Here is an 18,383-nt window from a genome sequence, read left to right as displayed (position 1 = left end):
ATTATTTTAAATAGGTCAAATAAATGAGCACCGTTTACGGCCAACCCGTGTTCGGTGTTTTTTTTACACTTTTGAATGCATCAAACAGGCGCGAAGGACTAACTCTGGGTTCCGGCAGAAATTACAGGGAATCGTGCCGAATAAAGGGGGTCAGTCGATGGACACCGCTCTGGCTGAATAACCAGGCATTCTGGCTGAAAAAAGGGTCAATCCCGCTGAATAATCAGGGATCCGGCTGAATTATCATGGACCCGGCTGAAAAAAGGGCCATTCCGGCTGAAAAAAAGGCCAATCCCGCTGAAAAAAAGGCCAATCCCGCTGAAATCAGAGGGAATCGTGCCGAATAAAGGGCTAGTCGATGGACACCGCTCTGGCTGAATAACCAGGCAATCTGGCTGAATTATCATGGACCCGGCTGAATAACCAGGGATCCGGCTGAAAAAAGGGCTAATCCGGCTGAAATCACAGGGAATCCCGCTGAAAAAGCCGAGCAGCCAGCCGGATCATACTCTTCGCTCGCTGCATGACATTCAGTAAACGGGTCCTGTATGAATATTTTTTCATCCTTTGTTCTCTGATTCTGCTATGATAACAGTAGTTATTTTTGGAAAGGCTGTTGTTCTGTGAAAATCGCTTTAACCGAACGTAGACAGGGAAGTACAATAAAACCATCCCAGCATGTCTGGCTTGTGCTGATTCTTGGCGCTCTTTCAGCGTTTGGTCCTCTGTCGATGGATATGTACCTGCCGTCGCTGCCTTCACTGACCCGCGATCTGAATACGACGACTTCGCTTGCTCAGTTAAGCATCACAGCCTGTCTGATCGGTCTTGCAGTCGGACAGATCATAATCGGTCCATTCAGCGACAGTCACGGGAGGCGTGGCCCGCTGCTGGCCGGTCTTGCAGGATTTGTGATCACTTCTTTTCTCTGTACCTTCGTTGATTCGGTTGTCTGGTTGATCATACTGAGGCTTTTGCAGGGACTTTCCGGGGCAGCCGGACTCGTCATCTCACGTGCCATCGCAAGAGATTTATACTCCGGGACAGAACTGACGAAGTTTTTTTCCATGCTGATGGCGGTCAACGGTATTTTTCCGATCATTGCGCCCATCATCGGCGGATTTATCCTGAGATTCACAACCTGGCACGGTGTATTTATCGTGCTGGGTATCATCGGACTCCTGCTTTTTCTCGGGACACTGATCGGTTTGCCGGAAACCTTATCGGAAGAAAGAAGAATCCATGGCGGGATTGGTGCCACCTTCTCTGAGACGGGGCGCATCTGTCGGGACAGGCAGTTTATGAGCTACGCTGTGGTCCAAGGCCTCGTCATGGGTGCCATGTTCTGCTACATCGCCGGATCTTCCTTCGTTCTTCAGGACATGTACGGCGTTACACCGTTCGGATTCAGCCTGTTTTTCGCAACGAACGGTCTGGGTATCGTCGTCATGTCCCAGGTGGCGGGCAATTTGTCCGGACATGTGGATGAGAAAAAGATTCTGCGTACGGGTACGCAGATTGCGGCTGCCGGAAGCATTGCCCTTTTTTCCAGCCTGCTGCTTCATCCGGCTCCGCTGATTGCGGTGATCATCCCGCTCTTCCTTATCGTTTCGATGGTGGGCCTCGTGAACACAACGGCTTTTTCGCTCGCCATGCAGTCGCAGGGCAGGGCAGCCGGAAGTGCTTCTGCGATACTGGGCCTTGGCATGAACATGATTGGGGGTATCCTGTCGCCGCTGGTCGGGCTGGGTGGCAGCAGGACCTACTTCCCGATGGCATTGCTGATTCTGGTCTGTGACGTTGGTGCTTTACTTATTTATATTATTTTTGTTAGTAGAAAAAAAGTCTGATAGAAGAAGGTCAGGATATTGCGAAAATTTTTCCTTGATTTGTACCAGATCCGCCCTAGTCAGATGTACCTGGATCAGTCAAAAATTGATCGATTAAAAGGGCAGTTTGACCCGCTTAATGTCAGAGGAAATCTCCCCCTGCCCATTAAAAAAATCGGCGGGACGGTCTTCTTCACAGACGGCCATACACGTGCCTATCTGTATGACGCAAGCGGTATCTCACTTATTCCCGTATATTGGGATGAAGATCCGATTGACATCAAACTCTATCAAACCTGCCTGAGATGGTGCAGAGAGGAACAGATTGTGTTCATCAGCGACCTGAAAGAACGGATTCTGCCACATGATCAGTTTGTCGAGCAATGGATCAGGCGGTGCGAGGCAGAGTCAGAAAAGGGAGAATGAGAGGAATGCCTCGACTTCAGCATTTTCGAAAGCAGGCGAGCTGTGTTCCCAGAAACCCGGCATTCATAGCCGAGTCATTCACTATAATTGGCTCTGTCAGAGCGCAGAAACGTCCAATTCAGCTAATGGTGAAAAAACGTTAATTAACCAGTAAAGGGGGGAATTCCCACTAAAACCGGGGAAAGGTTATTTCATAGAAAAGCAGATTTAGTTTTGACACAATAAACGGTGTGTGCAGAGGGCTACAAGCCCGGTGGACCCGTTCACCCGGTTCGTCTGGCACTGGGAACGCTTATCATTCAGAAAAGTAAGGGGATCAAGGGTCGAGAAACGGTACTGCAGATCACAGAAAATCGTATATGTAGTACTTCCTCGGACTAGAGGCTTTCCAGGAACGGCTGCTTTCCCACAACTCAATATTGACCGAGTTCGGTAGTGGCAGAAAAAACTATCCATCAGTTTTATGAATTTTTTTTGATTGGGGAGCCCGCCGGGGCGCGGAACCCGTCCAGGATGGGGGATATCCGACAGAGCAAAGGTGGCGTCCAGAAAAACTATCTTCGATTACTAAAATTATTCAGCAGCCATCTAACAAGCAGCACGATTAATATAATGGAAATAATTAGTGGTATATAAAGCTCCAAAGATAACTGATCCAAAGAATCTCTCCATTCTAAGAGTTGCTGAATCAATATTTAATTAACTGCCAGTAGAACTGTAACTGTTTTCACCAACATAAAGGTTAAGATATGCAGTTGTGCTGTGGAAAGCTGCTTCAAACAGATATATTTGACCTCTGAGCGAGGCTTTTGCCTTTCCGGATTCACTTTCATTTCTCTTATTTATTCCAAAATAGTTTTGATTCCATGTATACCAATAGTTGTTACCTTATATCATCTAAAGGTATAGTACCATACCATCCCTTTCGCATTTAACCAGGTATTGTCAAATCCAACCATCAATCCCCCTGCCACCCAGGAAACCATCAAGATTAAAACAGTAAAGACAAAGGAAAGGACGACCGCAGTGATTGCATAAATATGAAATATTAGGTTCTGAAAGATGATCCACATGATTTTTGACAGGATATACCTTCGCTTCGACCGGCATCTGAGCAGCACGTACAGTTGATTTTGCCGGAAATCATGAAATATGTAATCCGCGGTTAAAAACAGGGTGAAAAATTGCGTGAAATCCCAGTAATAGGGAATCTCATAATCAGAAAGAATCTTGATGGCGATAAGATATTTACCAGTAAGGTTGGCTTTACTGGCTTTTACATATTTTCTGGCTATTGATTTATCCAGCATTGCGATAAACGGCCACGAAGCCCCCAACACAGTAATTCACCAGATAACGAACAAACAAATATTTTCTTTTATTCATCTTGGTCACAATATTCTAAAATGGTTTTCAATTTGTACCGGCAACAGTGACGATGGAGGTGCGTAACAGCTCAAACAAGGATATTTCTATTTCACGAATTGTTGAGACAAAACTTACTTATGGTATGGATTATTATCAGACCATGACCGGAACATTTAATAAAAGTGAGCTGCGCCGGCTGTCTCCATCAAAATCGACCACCATTATTTTAAAATATCAAGTTCGGCCGAACCGTAAGGGAGAGAAGGCGAAACTGTACCTTGCCCAGGACTTGTATGCCCCACTCGTCCTGGATCAATTTAAGAAGGGGGTCAGATACGGTATTGCCGTGCAGCTATGACAACGAATTGGACTGATATTCAATTGATCGGGACACCAACGCGCATGACCGGGACAAAGACCAGCCTCATCTGGAAATATTGGAATATTCCCGAACCGAGTGGAGTTTGTCTTTACCACAACAAACGATCGATCATGTCTGTATATTATTGAATCCTATTTTGAGCGAAGATGAAAAAAGCTGTCCGTACTATTTTCCCATAAAAACGGCGTAGTTCTCTAATATTTATAACGGAACCATTCCTTATCAAATTCATTTATCATTTGTCCCTGACTCCAGCAAAAAGATTTAGTCCCTTTTTAGAAATATGTCTATATCATTAGACTCATCATTCGGGTTTTTATATTGCAGGTGAGCAATTCCCCGCCGGTAAATACACTTTACACTATTTGAATGAAAAATGATCCTGATTGCCTGCATCATTTCAACTCTGCTTTTCATTCAAACAACTGTAGCGACTGACAATGATGATCTGCCGGACTCGTCAAGTTATGAGCAACTGTTGCTCCGCTGATGAGGCTCTTAAAGCCCAGCCTTTCAAAATGAAGCTTTCTGAAAAACTTCCCTTCGAGTCTAAGGGGTTCAGTCAGGTTGTAATCACGGATGAAAAAAAATAATGGGGAAAACATTATGGCCCATTTTACTGTGTGGTCATCCGGCACAGAAAATCCGGTCAGGTCATGGTCATGGTCTATGCGAACAACTTTAATGCAACATATTCTTCGGATGGAGCGGACAAAGTCAGTCTTCACAAAAAAGTGAGCGGCTATTATGCAGGAAAGAGTTTATATTTTAAATATCAGGATATCATTTACAATGTTACCCATTCAAATAATCATGCGCAAAAGCAAACCTTGATCAATCTGGCTAATCAGATTATTGATTGATTTGACCGTAATCCGCTGTTCAGAAAGAATAAAAAAAGACCAGCGCTTTTAGGCGTCTGATCCTCCTCTTTTGTTATTACGTTAAGCTGCAGGGTTCTGTGTGATTTCGGCATCAATGTTAATTTTAATTTTATTTCCGACAACCAGGCTGCCGTTAGCCAGCGCCTGGCTCCAGGTCAGCCCGAAGTCGCGGCGGTCAATTGAGAAGGACAGACCTGCGCCGCTCCGTTTCAGACCGTATGGGTCGTCGATCGGCGTGCCGACTTCGGCGTCGAATGTCACCGATTTGGTGATACCTTTGATCGATAAATCTCCGGTGATCGTGTACTCGTCCTCATCTTTGCTGGTGATTGATGTGGAAACGAAACGAATTTCCGGGAATTTTTCCGCTTCAAAAAAATCTGCACTCTTCAGGTGATTGTCGCGATCGGCATTTCTTGTGTCAATGCTTGCAACATCCACCTTCGCGTCGATCGCCGTAATTTTTCCACTGTTGTCTGTGGTCACGGTTCCCGTTGTCACTTCGAAGTTCCCCCGGACATTTGACAGTCCCATATGCTTTACTGAAAAAGATGTTTCTGTGTGTGCCGTATCGATCGTCCATTCTGACATGTAAATCCTCTCCTCAATAACTCATTTTTTATATTTACGCGTCTGATACTCGATAAATAGGCCCGAATTCACAGGCGACGGTAAATTGCTGATTTTTGTAACTGATATAGTTACAGGATGAAGGCACAAAAATCATTCAGCAGGGAAAAGATGATCCAGTATATTCTGAATGCTTTGTGCCTTCAGCTTTTTCTCAAGCGCCGATTGGGCGCCATGAAATGCTTCTTCAAGTACTGCATTGATCCCTTTGCCAACCGGACAGTGCGGATTCGGGTTGGCGTGAACGGCGAACAGTTCACTCGACGGCTCCACAGCCCGGTAGACATCCAGCAGGGAAATCTCAGAAGGAGACTTCCTCAGAGCTGCCCCGGCTTTCCCGACCGATGTCCGGATCAGGCCGGCTTTTCTCAGCATACCCAGTATCCGTCGGATGACGACCGGATTGGTATTCACGCTCGATGCGATATAATCAGATGGCAAATCATCATGTGGGCGGGAAGCAATCAGAGCCAGAGTGTGGATGGCGACAGCCACACGTGAATTAATCATTTCTATCACCACCTGTAACTATTATAATTACAGGAGCGACCGAAGTCAATGGATGGGCACAAAAAACATCATGCACCTTTTCAGGACTGGTGGCAGATCGCCTGGTGCTTCCTTGACGCGCGACGGGAGATAGAAATACAATAGTCGTGGATCAGATGCTGAATAAAAAAGGATATCGGAGGACTCTCATGAACGGAAAACAGGCCGCGGGGTACCAGGCAGTTGATGAAATACATAACGGTATGACGGTTGGACTGGGGACAGGTTCAACAGTTTATTTCTTTCTTGAAGCACTGGCTCAGAAGGTGGCTTCCGGTCTGTCTGTCACAGGGGTGGCAACATCGCAGAAAACCATTGATCTGGCTGAAAACTGGAAAATCCCGATGGAGTCACTCAACGATGTGGATCGTATCGATCTGACTGTGGATGGTGCGGACGAAGTTGACCAGTGTATGAACGGGATCAAAGGCGGGGGCGGGGCCCTGCTCTATGAAAAAATGGTGGCACAGGCTTCAGATAAACGGCTGTGGATTGTCGACAGCAGGAAGAAAGTGCAGCAGCTTGGCACATTTCCCCTGCCGATTGAGGTGATTCCGTTCGGCTGGAAGCAGATTGAAAAGATGATGCAGGAAAAAGGGTATCATCCTCAGCTGCGTCTGAACACGGACGGCACTCCCTTTGAGACGGATGCCCATCATTATATTCTCGATCTTCACCTGGGGAAGATCGATGATCCTGAAGCACTTGCGGATGAACTGGATCATGTGACCGGTGTGGTTGAGCATGGATTATTCATTGATATGACGGACAAGACTCTGATCGGTTATCCGGACGGACATGTTGAAACGATGGAAAGAAAAAAATGATTAAAAAAAAGGTACGGTTCCTGTCTGATGGACAGCTATCTCCAGACAGGAATGCGTACCTGATGTTATGTGGGTCCGGGGTTTTTTTCGAAGCAGTGAGATCATGTTTCCTTTTTTTCCAGAGCTTCTACTCGTTTTTCCAGGCTTGATATTTTTTTGTAGTTTGCCACCAGACGTTTAATCAGGTTCAGTTCAGCCTGAGCGGTCATCACGTGATCCTGGGCATGAACCATGAGAAAACTTGGTGTATGCCCGTCATTTGATTTCTGTATCGTTTCAGTCTGCCATTTGTGGCCCTGCAGAAATTCATTTTCTGCAGCGTCCAGATGCTTTTGTGATTCTTCAAAGTTGAAACCTCTTCCGCACGAATAACATCCCCCCTATGTTGTAAACGTTTACAAATTGGAATGTAAAAAAATACATTATTCCGCCTCTATTGTAACCTGATGTGTCTCATCAGTTAAAGATGCAGAATAATGACAGAATGGCCCCTGTTTAATGAAGTTTTTTACCCGCTGTTTCATAGCTTTTTCTCAGATCAAGAGCGACTTCGGGATAGTCGGTGATCAGGGCGTCCAGTCCCATCTGAAAAGCCAGCTGCATATGCTTCGGTTTGTTGACGGTCCAGGCGCGTACCTTAATGTTATGCTGGTGAAGCTGTTTGGCCGTGTCAGAAAAGGCAGAAGGCTCCCACAGATGCTGAGCGGTCGCGCCAACCTGCTGTGTATAGCGCCATGGCTCAGCCAGGCGTTCCCAGAGCAGAAGGGCGACATCTGCTGAAGCATCGGTCTTTTTCAGTCGGATCAGGGATTCATGATTGAAAGATGAATAGACGACCGGAAGATTTGCACGGTACGCGTCGACGATCCGGACAACACGTTCTTCAATCCGGGATAAACATTTCGGTCTGTTTTCAATTCAATATTGATCACGCCACTGTAATCGGAAAGAAGCTCCAGCACTTCTTTAAGTGTCGGTACTTTTTCTTTCCTATAGTTCCCGGAGAACCAGGACCCGGCGTCCAGCTCCTGCAGATCGCGCAGGGTAAATTGTTTAATCTGACCTGTGCCATTGGTTGTCCGGTTTACTTTCTCATCATGCATCACCACGACTTCCTGATCTTTCGTCAGATGTACATCCAGTTCAATACCGTCACTTTGGACACGGGCAGCCTCTTCAAAAGCGGCCAGTGTATTTTCCGGACGGTTGGCTTTACTTCCGCGATGGGCGAAAATCGCAGTTCTCATGGTTAGCCTCCTCAGAAATTTGTCGAGATCAAATAAAAATAAGATTTAATCAGAGCTACTCTCTATTTTAATGTAGCATGAAAAAAGAATGAAAGAATTCATCTTGCCATTTTTAACATAAAACAAACCGTATTTACATACAGGAAACAAAAGTTCATATATCTGTTCACGATTTAGCCGTATGATCCTCGTTTGTGGTTATTGACGCCCTGTGAGATGTTGATTAGTATGAGGATACATGTGTACAGGGGGAAGAACATGTTGGCAGGAAAAACGGATTCTTTGGCCGGAAACGCATCTTCCGGAAGAGCAAAAGGGATGGCACTCGTTCTGAGCGGAGCCGTGCTCTGGGGAGTGTCAGGTAATGCGGCCCAGTATCTTTTTGATGAAAAGCTGCTGAATCCGGGATGGCTGACGTCAGTCCGTATGCTCAGCGCAGGTTTCCTTCTCTTATTATGGGCTGCTGCCTCAAATCGGAGGGCGGTCTGGAAAATCTGGACAGAGAAGCGGTCGGTCCGGGATCTGTTTATTTTCGGATTGATTGGGATGATCGGTGCTCAGTACACATACTTTGAGGCGGTAGCGGCGGGAAATGCCGCCACAGCGACCCTGCTGCAGTATCTGAGTCCGGTACTGATCATGAGTTATCTGATCCTGAGATGGCGCAGAAGGCCAACCCGTACAGAAGGAGCAGCTATTGTACTCGCCCTGACAGGGGTGTTTTTTATTGTGACGAAGGGTCACCCGGGCCAGCTCTCGGTTGCCCCCGCTGCCCTGTTCTGGGGCCTGCTTTCTGCGCTTGGCGGAGCCATCTATTCCATGCAGCCGTCACAGTTGCTGGAAAAATGGGGAGCTGCTCCCGTTGTTGGCTGGGGCATGATTATCGGGGGTACGGCAATGAGTCTGTTCTATCCGCCCTGGCTTTTTCACGGCCAGTGGTCCCGTGAAACGCTGGCGGGGATAACCTTCGTCATTCTTTTCGGCACGTTGCTGGCTTTTTACCTGTATCTGGCCAGTCTGAAGTACCTTAAACCGATAGAAACCAGTCTGCTCGGCTGCGCTGAGCCGCTGTCAGCTGCTGTAGTCAGTGTCGCTGTTATGAAAGTACCCTTTACCGTCTTCGACTGGTTTGGGGCATTCTGCATTATTATGACCGTTATGATCCTGTCATTTCCTCTAAAAAGAAGAGCCTGATGTGTAGCGCTCTTCTTTTTTTGAAAGAATAAGCATAAATGCTGTCGTATGCTGTTCATTTCCCGGGAAATGATGCACACCATTTGACATGGATGGAGGTATGTCGGATCAGCCGGGAAAGAACAATGGGTAAATTAAATGGGAATTCAGGTGAATCTACTGTGTTTTCGAAAATTAAACGCCTGCTGATAGGCAGGCCGCTTAAATCAACTGAAGCTACTTCGCAGAAATTAAATAAATTTAAAGCACTTGCCGTACTGTCTTCAGATGCTCTTTCATCTGTTGCCTACGGACCGGAACAGATCCTGATCGTTCTGATCGCAGCAGGGAGCGCGGCACTGTGGTATTCGCTTCCGATCACACTGGGTGTCCTGGTTTTGCTTATTGCTCTGGTGCTTTCCTACAGGCAGATTATCTTCGCCTATCCGGGCGGAGGCGGTGCTTATATGGTCGCCAAGGAAAATCTGGGTGTCAATTTTGGATTGACTGCCGGCGGTGCCCTGCTGGTTGATTATATTCTGACCGTGGCGGTCAGTGTCTCTGCAGGTACCGATGCCATCACATCGGCATTTCCCGTACTTCATGAGCACCATGTACTTATTGCGGTACTTATTGTCATTTTGATCACATTTCTGAATTTACGCGGATTGACAGATTCGGCTACACTGCTCTCGTACCCTGTCTATTTTTTCGTTCTGATGATGTTTTTTGTGATTGGTGCAGGTGCATTCGGAGCTGCAACGGGAAGTGCCGCACCTGTGCAGCCGCATGCTGCAATCGGTACCCCGGTTATGGGAATCAGCCTGTTTCTTCTTCTGCGGGCTTTTGCGTCCGGCTGTACTGCACTGACCGGTGTTGAAGCTATTTCAAATGCTATATCGAGTTTTAAGGCGCCCGCTCCTGCAAATGCCGCAAAAACGCTGCTGATGATGGGTGGCATTCTGGCCATTCTCCTGTCAGGAACAGTCTCTATTGCCTACTGGTACGGCATCCAGCCGGCGGTTGATCAGACTGTGCTGTCGCAGATGGGTGAAGCGATCTTCGGACGCAATATTTTTTACTATTTTCTTCAGGTCGGAACGGCATTGATTCTGGTGCTTGCGGCAAATACGGGCTACTCAGCTTTTCCGCTCCTTGCCTTTAACCTGGCAAAAGATAAATTCATGCCCCGGCCGTTCACAGTTAAAGGGGACAGGCTCGGATTTTCAAATGGGATCATCACTCTCGGAGCATTGTCGATTGTTCTGATCCTGATCTTTAACGGCAGGACTGAAAATCTGATTCCGCTGTATGCTGTCGGTGTGTTTATTCCCTTTTCCCTGTCCCAGACCGGAATGATTGTTCACTGGATGAAGAACAAACCGAAGGGCTGGGTCGGTAAGCTGGTAACGAATTTCGTCGGTGCGCTGATCTGCTACCTGATTCTGATCATTTTTATTGTCACGAAATTCACCCAGATCTGGCCGGTTTTCATCTTTGTTCCGGTTGTCGTCAGTGTTTTCCATAAAATACATCAGCACTATCTGCAGGTAGCCGATGAACTTAGGGTAGATATCTCCGTTTCGCTGCGTTCGATCAAAACAACAGACAATGTGATCATTGTTCCGATTGCCGGGATCACAAAAGTTGTGGAACAGTCACTGAACTATGCCAAATCCCTGTCGGGTAATGTCGTTGCTGTTTATGTCGGCAGCAGTCCCGAGGCGATCAGAAAAATTGAAAAAGAGTGGAATGAGTGGCACACAGGCATCCGGCTGGTAACGATTTACTCGCTTTATCGAACTATTACCAACCCGCTTGTCCGTTTTGTCCAGACCGTGAAGTATAAAGCGGATAAAGATGGGGCGACGGTCACCGTTGTCTTCCCGCAGTTTTATACGAGAAAGTGGTGGCAGAGTCTGCTGCATAACCAGTCCGGCGTCCTGATCAAAGCAGGTCTGATCAAGACGTCCGATGTGGTCATTGCAACCGTGCCTTATCGGTTTAAAAAATAAGTGGAAAGGAGGGACAGAATGGAAGCCAGGAGATTTCGACGCATGACAGGTCACATGATGTATCTGCTTATCAGTGGCGCGGGTGGTTTTCTGCTGTCGCTGACCGGTCTTTCCATTGGCTGGATGGTGGGAACGCTGCTTGTTTCCGGCTGGCTGGGCATCGGGTTTCCGAAGTTTACCCGTACACTGATCAGAACAGGAGAAACTGGCCGCGTCTGGCTGCGGACCGGGCAGGTGCTGCTTGGCGTCCAGATGGGGCGGCAGGTAAATGCATCAGTGATTCGCGTTTTCCGGGAAAATGGATTATTGATTCTGCTTATGATACTTCTGTCCATTTTTCTCGCTCTCCTGACCGGATTCATGCTGTATCGATTCAGCCGGTCGGATCTTGTGACCAGTCTTTACGCTACAACACCCGGCGGACTGTCATCGATGATCGGCATTGCGGAAGATGCCGGGGCAAATCAGGCAGTGGTCAGCGTGATTCAGACATTGCGTGTGATTCTGGTCGTCAGCAGCATCCCTGTGGCTTTGTCTCTCTGGATCGGGGCCGGCTCTGGTTCGGTGACAGCGGGATCGGCGATTCCGGAAGGGAGCCTTTTTCCTGGCCTTGCGTTTGCTGCCGGACTGTCTGCGGTCTGTATTTTCCTTGGGCGTAAAATTCATATGCCTGCCCCGTGGCTGATCGGCAGCATGATCGGCACCTCAGCCGCGCAGATTCTGCTTTCCATGACGAGCCTGCATGAGGCAGGAATCTGGTGGCATCAGGATCTGATTATTCTGGCGCAGGTTCTGATCGGATCGGCTGTCGGTTCGCGGCTGAGCCGGGAGATGTTCGTCGGTCTCGGACAGATTACGCTGATCGGACTGATTGGTTCGATCGCTCTGACCTCCTGCATGATTCTCTTTGCTTTGATTGTTTCACATTTCACAGGTGTTGCGGGAATCACTTCGATACTCGCTTTTGCTCCGGGCGGCATAGCGGAGATGGCGGCAACCTCTGTTGTCCTTCATGCAGATGCCGCATTTGTCGTATCCTGTCAGGTCCTGCGCGTCCTGACGATCTGTATTGTACTTCCTCCTTTTTTTACCCTTTTCCTGCGCCGCCGGGCGGCTCATCCCGGACCTTTGCCCGACAGAAATGAATAAATGGAATGAACGGAACACCCCGGGTGATGTCACGGGGTGTTTTTCCTTAAGCAAATTTTAAGATAGGCGCTCTACACTGTGGATATAGAAAATTAAAGGCAAGCAGTGAAGGGAGCAGTCATTGATGAAAAAGGGTTGGATGATTTTTCTGGCGGTGATTCTTGTGGCAGGAGGGAGTACGTTCTGGTTGCTTTCACGGGACAGGACAATTGAAGCACAGACGCTGTATCCGATAACAACTGTACAGGAAGGGACGCTTTCGTCAGATGTCAGTGGATCCGGACAGCTTGAACCTGCTACGGATGAGGATATTCTGATTGATTCGGATGATGCTTCAAAAACGGTTGATTCCGTCAATGTCTCCTCAGGCGATACGGTGGAGAAGGGAGATACCCTTCTGACGTTTACAGACGGCACGACCCTTGAAGCGCCGAACAATGGGACAATAACCAGTGTCAAGGTGTATGAAGGGGATCGTCTCTCCGCGGGACGTGCTGTTTTCCATTTGACGGATTACAGTGATTTGAATACGGTCATTCAGATTGACGAGCTGGATATTTCAAAGATTAAGAAGGGGCAAAGTGTATCGGTAACGGTCAATGCCTTCTCAGATAAGACATTCAGCGGTAAAGTCACCGCTATTGCGCGGACAGGAAGCAATACGAATGGTGTATCTTCATTTGATGTCACCATTCATATCGATAAACCTTCCGGCCTGAAACCGGGAATGACTGCAACAGCAAGCATTGTCATCGAGAAGAAGGATCATGTACTGTACGTCCCGTCCGGAGCTGTACACGAGGCAGGCGGTCAGTATTATGTTTATCGTTCTTCAGGTACTGAGGCATCAGATCAGGAACAGAACGGATTTTCCGGACGCGGCATGTCGATGGATCAGCAGCGCGGGAGCCAGACCGCCGTTCAGACGGGGATTCATAATGATCAGTATATTGAAATTACCAGCGGCCTTGAACAGGGTGACAGGATTCAGCTCTCCGCGCTTTCAAAACAGTCCGGTACAACTTCATCCGGACAGAATCAAACCAACCTGCCGGGCATGAACGGAGGCGGACAGGGACCTGGCAGTGAACAGGGCATGCGCATGAGGATGAATGGCGGAGGTGGAAACGGTCAATGACGGAACCGGTGATCGAACTGAATCAGATTGAAAAGAGCTACAGGATGGGAGAAAATGTGGTTCATGCGCTGAATCACGTCAGTTTGACCGTCAATGCGGGGGATTTTATTTCGATCGTCGGTCCTTCAGGATCGGGTAAATCCACTTTGATGCATGTGATGGGTTGTCTTGATAAACCAGATGGAGGAACCTGCCGTATCGACGGTCATTCAACTGATCAGATGAATGATCGCAGGCTGGCGGAAATCAGGAATAAAAACATTGGATTTATATTCCAGAGTTTCAACCTTCTGAGCAAACTGTCCGCCGTTGAAAATGTTGAGCTGCCTCTTTTATATCGCGGGATCAGAACGAAGGAACGGCGTGATCGGGCTTTGCAATGTCTGAGTCAGGTGGGCCTTGAGAAACGGGCCAGTCACCTGCCGGGTCAGCTTTCCGGAGGGCAGCAACAGCGGGTGGCCATAGCCCGGGCGCTTGCCGGAGAGCCTCAGATTCTGCTTGCCGATGAGCCGACCGGAGCCCTTGACAGCCGGACAAGCTCGGAAATCATGGATCTGTTAAAAGAACTGAATAGTAAGGGACGGACCATTGTTCTGATTACCCATGATCTGCATGTGGCGAGACAGGCGGGCCGAACAGTCAGTATACGTGACGGGAAGCTGCAGGAAGGGGAGCATATCTAATGAATCTGATGACGTCAATGAAGATGGCTTTCAGAAATATCCGGGCAAATAAAATCCGGGCGGCGCTGACGATGCTCGGGATTATTATTGGCGTATCTTCTGTGATTGCCCTGCTCGCCATCGGACAGGGCTCAGGAAAATCCGTTTCCGACAGTGTAAATAGACTGGGGACTAATCTGATCACGGTCAGTATCTCAAACAGTGACACGCCTTTTACAATGGACAATCTTGATCAGGTAAACGATGTGTACGGTGTGAAACAGACGGCACCTGTTTTGAATGGTAGATATACGATTAAATACGGAGGAACAACCTCCAATGCTTCGGTCATCGGGACAACAGGTGACTATCAGTCCATCCGGCAGCTGACCGTGAAGGAGGGCAGTTTTCTTTCAGATGCCGATGAGCGCTTCCGGCAGAAAAATGTTGTTCTGGGAAGTTCACTTGCTGAGACCCTGTTCGGCAACACGTCGCCTGTTAATAAGAGTATCCTGATTAATGGCGGGAGATATCATGTCATTGGTGTATTAAATGCCAAAGGCGGGTCCATGGGTCAGAGCAGCGACGATTCAGTCTTCATTCCTTTTTCCACAGCACAGCGGCTGATGAAGACTACATATATTTCACAATTTTATGTTCAGGCGGAAAACAGTAACAGTGTTAACCTGGCCATGGCAGGCGTCAGCAGTGTTCTGAGCCGGACATACAGCAGTTCAGATGACTACAGTGTCGTTAACCAGCAGGATGTCATGGAAGCAATGAGCTCGGTCACTAATACCATGACGATGCTCCTTGCCGGGATCGCTGGTATTTCCCTGCTTGTCGGCGGGATCGGAATCATGAATATTATGCTCGTTTCTGTGACGGAACGGACACGGAAGATTGGTATCCGTAAAGCAATCGGCGCCAGACAAAAAGATATTCTCCTTCAGTTTTTGATTGAATCCGGAGTTTTAAGTATGCTCGGGGGACTGTTCGGGATCGCACTCGGCGCTGCCATTGCGGGAATTTATGCGACGTTCACTGGTACTCAGGTCGTATTCTCCATTTCAGTGATGACCTTTACCTTTCTGTTCTCCGCGGCAGTAGGGATGGTCTTCGGTGTCTTTCCGGCCTGGAAAGCATCCCGGCTGAATCCGATCGATGCGCTGCGGACGGAATGAAGGAAGGCATTTAAAAACAGAACCATCATGTGTAAAATGGAAGAAACAAAAGGATAATCAGAAGAAAGAGGAACAGCATATGAGGCTCCTGGTTGTTGAAGACCATAAGCAGTTATTAAAAGAGATTGTGCGCCTGCTGTCGGAAGATTACCAGGTAGACGCCGCAGAAAATGGAGAAGACGCTCTGTATATGGCGGAACAGGATATTTATGACGCACTGATTCTGGATGTGATGCTGCCCGGAATGGACGGTTTCGAGGTCACGAAGCAGATGCGCGAAAAAAATATTGATACCCCTGTCATTTTCCTGACTGCCAGAGATGCGCTGGATGATCGTGTCAAAGGGCTGAACCTTGGAGGCGATGATTACATTGTCAAACCGTTTCAGAATCAGGAACTGAAAGCGCGGGTGGCAGCTATTCTGAGGCGAAGTTCACCTCTTTCGCTGAATCATGTGCTTCAGTATAAGGGCATTGAAATGGATAATAAGCGCAAGCAGGTCACCGCAGACGGAAATGAGCTGCCGCTCACAACGAAACAATATGAGCTGCTCGAGTACCTGATAGAAAATGCGGATCAGATTCTCACCCGTCAGCAGATTTTCGACCGGATCTGGGGGTTTGATTCGGATACGACGGAAGGTATTGTCGAAGTTTATGTTCATCAGCTCCGGAAAAAGCTGAAAGACTATGGTTACGGTAACGATATTCGGACGGTAAGAGGAATCGGCTATATGCTTACCGATAAGTGAGTGAGGACCCGGATGTTTCGAAAAACACTGATTCAATTAACTGGACTGAATACGGTACTTCTGATCCTGATGCTGGCACTGCTCGGCGGGGTCATCTATTTTTATGAAAAAGCCGTGACCTTCAGAAGTGCCGATCAAATGCTATCGCGGATGGAACCTGATCGTGTCTTTGTCTTACAGGGCAGGCTCGATGGTACTGAACCAGCTGATCCGCGGTCGCGGAATCCGCGTGTGATCGGTCTGATTATGGATAAGGACAGAGAACTTTTTCTGTCGAGTTTCGGCGATACCTTAACGGACGAAGAAACGATCACATTCTTCAAACCGCTTCTTCCGGGAAATAAAGGAACAGTAGAGGAAAAAAACGCACATGGAAATGTTTATCATGTGATTTCTAGGACACTTCGAATCCAGGGCGAGTCGTATACTGCGGTTTATGCGATGGATGTCAGCGTCGAACGCAATTTGCTGAACACACTGCTGTCGATCATTATTTACGGACTTCTGACAGGCGCCTTCGTATCTGTTATAGTGGGCTATTTTCTGGCGAGAGGCGCGCTCCGTCCGATTCAGAAAGCCTGGGATAAGCAGAACCGGTTTGTTGCTGATGCGTCTCATGAACTGCGAACGCCGTTGTCAATTCTTCAGTTGAAGATTGAAGGGCTCCTGAGGCAGCCCCGGAAAAAGATTCAGGAGAGCGGGGAGGACATTGCCGTCATGCTGGGTGAGACACGGCGTTTGTCGAAACTGGTTGGCAATCTGCTGACTCTGGCCCGCTCAGATGCCAATCGTCTGGAAGTCAATCTGAAACCGCTGGATCTGCAGCTGATGGTGAAAAAAGTAAGTGAGCCATTTGCGGAAATGGCTGAATTTGAGGGAAAAGCGTTTCGCGTGACCGCCTGCGAAACCCTGGTGATCACCGGAGACGAGCAGCGCATTCATCAGCTGCTGGTCATCCTTCTGGACAATGCGATGAAATTCACATCAGCGGAAGGTCATATTTCAGTTCGGGCTGATAAAGACGGGAAAATGGCCCGCCTCTCTGTTTCAGACAGCGGAGTCGGAATTTCAGAAGCCGATCTGCCGCACGTATTTGACCGTTTTTTCCAGGCAGATGCCTCACGGAGCGATGAGCGCGGGACAGGGCTCGGACTATCTATCGCTTCCTGGATCGTTGCCAGGCATCATGGTAAAATTGATGTAACCAGCGCCATAAATCAGGGAACCACATTTACAGTCCGGCTGCCGCTTGAAAAAGACGTAACGGCGAAACAGCTGACTCGCGATAAAGAGGATGATACAGATGAAAGGTAAACAGAGGGAGCAGGCGGTTTTTGCTGGGGGATGCTTCTGGTGCATGGTGAAACCTTTTGATACACTTCCCGGGATTATCAAAGTAGTCTCAGGTTATACAGGCGGACATGTCGCCGATCCGACCTATGAACAGGTTAAGTCCGGCGCGACCGGCCACATGGAAGCGGTACAGATTACATATGATCCGGACGTTTTTCCATATGAAAAATTGCTGGAACTCTATTGGCGGCAGATTGATCCAACCGACGCCGGCGGCCAGTTTATTGACCGCGGCTCAAATTACCGGACGGCGATTTTTTATCACAATGCACGTCAGAAGGCACTGGCGGAACAATCGAAAAGGGCGCTGGCAGCAAGCGGAAAATTCAGGAAACCGATCGTCACGCGCATCCTGCCGGCTGCGACGTTCTATCCGGCTGAAGAGGAGCACCAGCAGTTCTACCGAAAGAATCCGGAGCGCTATGCCGGAGAAATTGCTGAATCCGGCCGGGGCGTCTTTATCCGGAAGAACTGGCAGAAAAAATGAACGGTTGACCCAGCTGAACGGGTCGATCATTGGTTTCCTGCATCATGAAATCTGACTGTTCTGCATAAGGATAGAAAACAGATCTTGAAAATACCATTCAAGTATTGTAAACTAATTATCAACTGAAAACGAATGAATAAAACCATTCTTATCAAGAGAAGTCGAGGGACTGGCCCGATGACGCTTCAGCAACCGTCGCCGAAAGCAGGCGACAAGGTGCTAATTCCAGCAGACCAAACAAGGAGTCTGAGGGATAAGAAGAAACCTGGTGAAACAGCCTTCTTCTTTCCGAAGAAGGCTGTTATTTTTTAGCCGGGCACCGGATATCC

General features: G+C 48.1%; 19 protein-coding genes, 2 pseudogenes and 1 riboswitch. Of the genes and pseudogenes, 15 read left to right on the top strand and 6 right to left on the bottom strand.

Annotated elements, in window-relative coordinates; genetic code table 11:
- Positions 1–23 precede the first annotated feature (23 nt).
- The 3 genes from ABNN70_RS01680 to ABNN70_RS01670 all read left to right on the top strand — a co-directional run bounded on the left by ABNN70_RS01680 (position 24) and on the right by ABNN70_RS01670 (position 2,255).
- Complete coding sequence (locus ABNN70_RS01680; RefSeq protein ID WP_353948549.1) at positions 24–239, top strand: hypothetical protein; 216 nt, start codon at positions 24–26, stop codon at positions 237–239.
- A gap of 390 nt (positions 240–629) precedes the next feature.
- Positions 630–1,850 carry a multidrug effflux MFS transporter gene (locus ABNN70_RS01675; protein WP_353949354.1) on the top strand — a complete coding sequence of 407 codons (1,221 nt, stop codon included), beginning with the start codon at positions 630–632 and terminating at the stop codon, positions 1,848–1,850.
- A gap of 18 nt (positions 1,851–1,868) precedes the next feature.
- On the top strand, positions 1,869–2,255 hold the full coding sequence (locus ABNN70_RS01670) for a hypothetical protein (protein ID WP_129930517.1): 387 nt from the start codon (positions 1,869–1,871) through the stop codon (positions 2,253–2,255).
- 893 nt (positions 2,256–3,148) lie between these two features.
- On the opposite strand, the gene ABNN70_RS01665 is transcribed toward ABNN70_RS01670, so the two are convergent.
- Positions 3,149–3,592, bottom strand: coding sequence for a hypothetical protein (locus tag ABNN70_RS01665; RefSeq protein WP_353948548.1), 444 nt, complete (start codon positions 3,590–3,592; stop codon positions 3,149–3,151).
- 107 nt (positions 3,593–3,699) lie between these two features.
- On the opposite strand from ABNN70_RS01665, the gene ABNN70_RS01660 reads away from it, so the two are divergent.
- Together ABNN70_RS01660 and ABNN70_RS01655 are read left to right on the top strand one after the other, a co-directional pair.
- Positions 3,700–3,981 carry a hypothetical protein gene (locus ABNN70_RS01660; RefSeq protein ID WP_353948547.1) on the top strand — a complete coding sequence of 94 codons (282 nt, stop codon included), beginning with the start codon at positions 3,700–3,702 and terminating at the stop codon, positions 3,979–3,981.
- Positions 3,982–4,667: 686 nt separating this feature from the next.
- Positions 4,668–4,868: a hypothetical protein gene (locus ABNN70_RS01655; RefSeq protein ID WP_353948546.1), complete on the top strand. Its 201-nt coding sequence runs from the start codon at positions 4,668–4,670 to the stop codon at positions 4,866–4,868.
- Between the two features lie 81 nt (positions 4,869–4,949).
- Here the strand turns inward: ABNN70_RS01655 and ABNN70_RS01650 are convergent, their stop codons facing one another.
- Together ABNN70_RS01650 and ABNN70_RS01645 are read right to left on the bottom strand one after the other, a co-directional pair.
- On the bottom strand, positions 4,950–5,480 hold the full coding sequence (locus ABNN70_RS01650; protein WP_129930381.1) for a YceI family protein: 531 nt from the start codon (positions 5,478–5,480) through the stop codon (positions 4,950–4,952).
- A 132-nt stretch (positions 5,481–5,612) separates the two neighbouring features.
- Complete coding sequence (locus tag ABNN70_RS01645) at positions 5,613–6,029, bottom strand: Rrf2 family transcriptional regulator (protein WP_129930382.1); 417 nt, start codon at positions 6,027–6,029, stop codon at positions 5,613–5,615.
- A gap of 188 nt (positions 6,030–6,217) precedes the next feature.
- On the opposite strand from ABNN70_RS01645, the gene rpiA reads away from it, so the two are divergent.
- Positions 6,218–6,895 (top strand): ribose-5-phosphate isomerase RpiA, encoded by a 678-nt coding sequence (gene rpiA, locus ABNN70_RS01640; RefSeq protein ID WP_353948545.1) that lies wholly within the window; start codon positions 6,218–6,220, stop codon positions 6,893–6,895.
- Positions 6,896–6,996: 101 nt separating this feature from the next.
- Here the strand turns inward: rpiA and ABNN70_RS01635 are convergent.
- The 3 genes and pseudogenes from ABNN70_RS01635 to ABNN70_RS01625 form a co-directional block, all read right to left on the bottom strand.
- Positions 6,997–7,236: pseudogene (locus tag ABNN70_RS01635) on the bottom strand (PTS lactose/cellobiose transporter subunit IIA); the annotation flags it as partial.
- Positions 7,237–7,486: 250 nt separating this feature from the next.
- Positions 7,487–7,762, bottom strand: a pseudogene (locus ABNN70_RS01630) (glycerophosphodiester phosphodiesterase family protein); the annotation flags it as partial.
- Positions 7,699–8,142, bottom strand: coding sequence for a glycerophosphodiester phosphodiesterase family protein (locus ABNN70_RS01625; protein WP_353948544.1), 444 nt, complete (start codon positions 8,140–8,142; stop codon positions 7,699–7,701). The pseudogene ABNN70_RS01630 and the gene ABNN70_RS01625, both read right to left, overlap by 64 nt.
- Before the next feature lie 258 nt (positions 8,143–8,400).
- Here ABNN70_RS01625 and ABNN70_RS01620 point away from each other — a divergent pair, with 258 nt between their 5' ends.
- The 9 genes from ABNN70_RS01620 to msrA all read left to right on the top strand — a co-directional run bounded on the left by ABNN70_RS01620 (position 8,401) and on the right by msrA (position 18,054).
- Positions 8,401–9,336 (top strand): EamA family transporter, encoded by a 936-nt coding sequence (locus tag ABNN70_RS01620; RefSeq protein ID WP_353948543.1) that lies wholly within the window; start codon positions 8,401–8,403, stop codon positions 9,334–9,336.
- A 161-nt stretch (positions 9,337–9,497) separates the two neighbouring features.
- Positions 9,498–11,330, top strand: a complete 1,833-nt coding sequence (locus tag ABNN70_RS01615) for an APC family permease (protein ID WP_353948542.1) — start codon at positions 9,498–9,500, stop codon at positions 11,328–11,330.
- Between the two features lie 18 nt (positions 11,331–11,348).
- On the top strand, positions 11,349–12,479 hold the full coding sequence (locus tag ABNN70_RS01610; RefSeq protein ID WP_353948541.1) for an AbrB family transcriptional regulator: 1,131 nt from the start codon (positions 11,349–11,351) through the stop codon (positions 12,477–12,479).
- A gap of 124 nt (positions 12,480–12,603) precedes the next feature.
- Positions 12,604–13,617 (top strand): efflux RND transporter periplasmic adaptor subunit, encoded by a 1,014-nt coding sequence (locus ABNN70_RS01605; protein ID WP_353948540.1) that lies wholly within the window; start codon positions 12,604–12,606, stop codon positions 13,615–13,617.
- Entirely contained in the window at positions 13,614–14,300 is a 687-nt protein-coding gene (locus ABNN70_RS01600) for an ABC transporter ATP-binding protein (RefSeq protein ID WP_353948539.1), read from the top strand. Before ABNN70_RS01605 ends, ABNN70_RS01600 begins: the two co-directional genes overlap by 4 nt.
- The gene (locus tag ABNN70_RS01595; RefSeq protein WP_353948538.1) at positions 14,300–15,463 is read left to right on the top strand and encodes an ABC transporter permease; all 1,164 of its coding nucleotides are present in this window, start codon (positions 14,300–14,302) and stop codon (positions 15,461–15,463) included. The genes ABNN70_RS01600 and ABNN70_RS01595 overlap by 1 nt, the downstream gene beginning before the upstream one ends.
- A gap of 79 nt (positions 15,464–15,542) precedes the next feature.
- Positions 15,543–16,214 (top strand): response regulator transcription factor, encoded by a 672-nt coding sequence (locus ABNN70_RS01590; RefSeq protein WP_353948537.1) that lies wholly within the window; start codon positions 15,543–15,545, stop codon positions 16,212–16,214.
- A gap of 12 nt (positions 16,215–16,226) precedes the next feature.
- A complete protein-coding gene (locus ABNN70_RS01585) occupies positions 16,227–17,528 on the top strand; it encodes a HAMP domain-containing sensor histidine kinase (RefSeq protein ID WP_353948536.1) in 1,302 nt (433 codons plus the stop codon).
- On the top strand, positions 17,518–18,054 hold the full coding sequence (gene msrA / locus ABNN70_RS01580; protein WP_353948535.1) for a peptide-methionine (S)-S-oxide reductase MsrA: 537 nt from the start codon (positions 17,518–17,520) through the stop codon (positions 18,052–18,054). Before ABNN70_RS01585 ends, msrA begins: the two co-directional genes overlap by 11 nt.
- Before the next feature lie 145 nt (positions 18,055–18,199).
- Positions 18,200–18,314, top strand: a riboswitch (SAM riboswitch).
- The last annotated feature ends 69 nt before the right edge of the window (positions 18,315–18,383 follow it).

This window comes from Sporolactobacillus sp. Y61 (assembly GCF_040529185.1).
Taxonomy (GTDB): Bacteria; Bacillota; Bacilli; order Bacillales; family Sporolactobacillaceae; genus Sporolactobacillus.
Note: the sequence above shows the minus strand (reverse complement) of the source record. Positions and strands in the feature narration are given on the sequence as shown.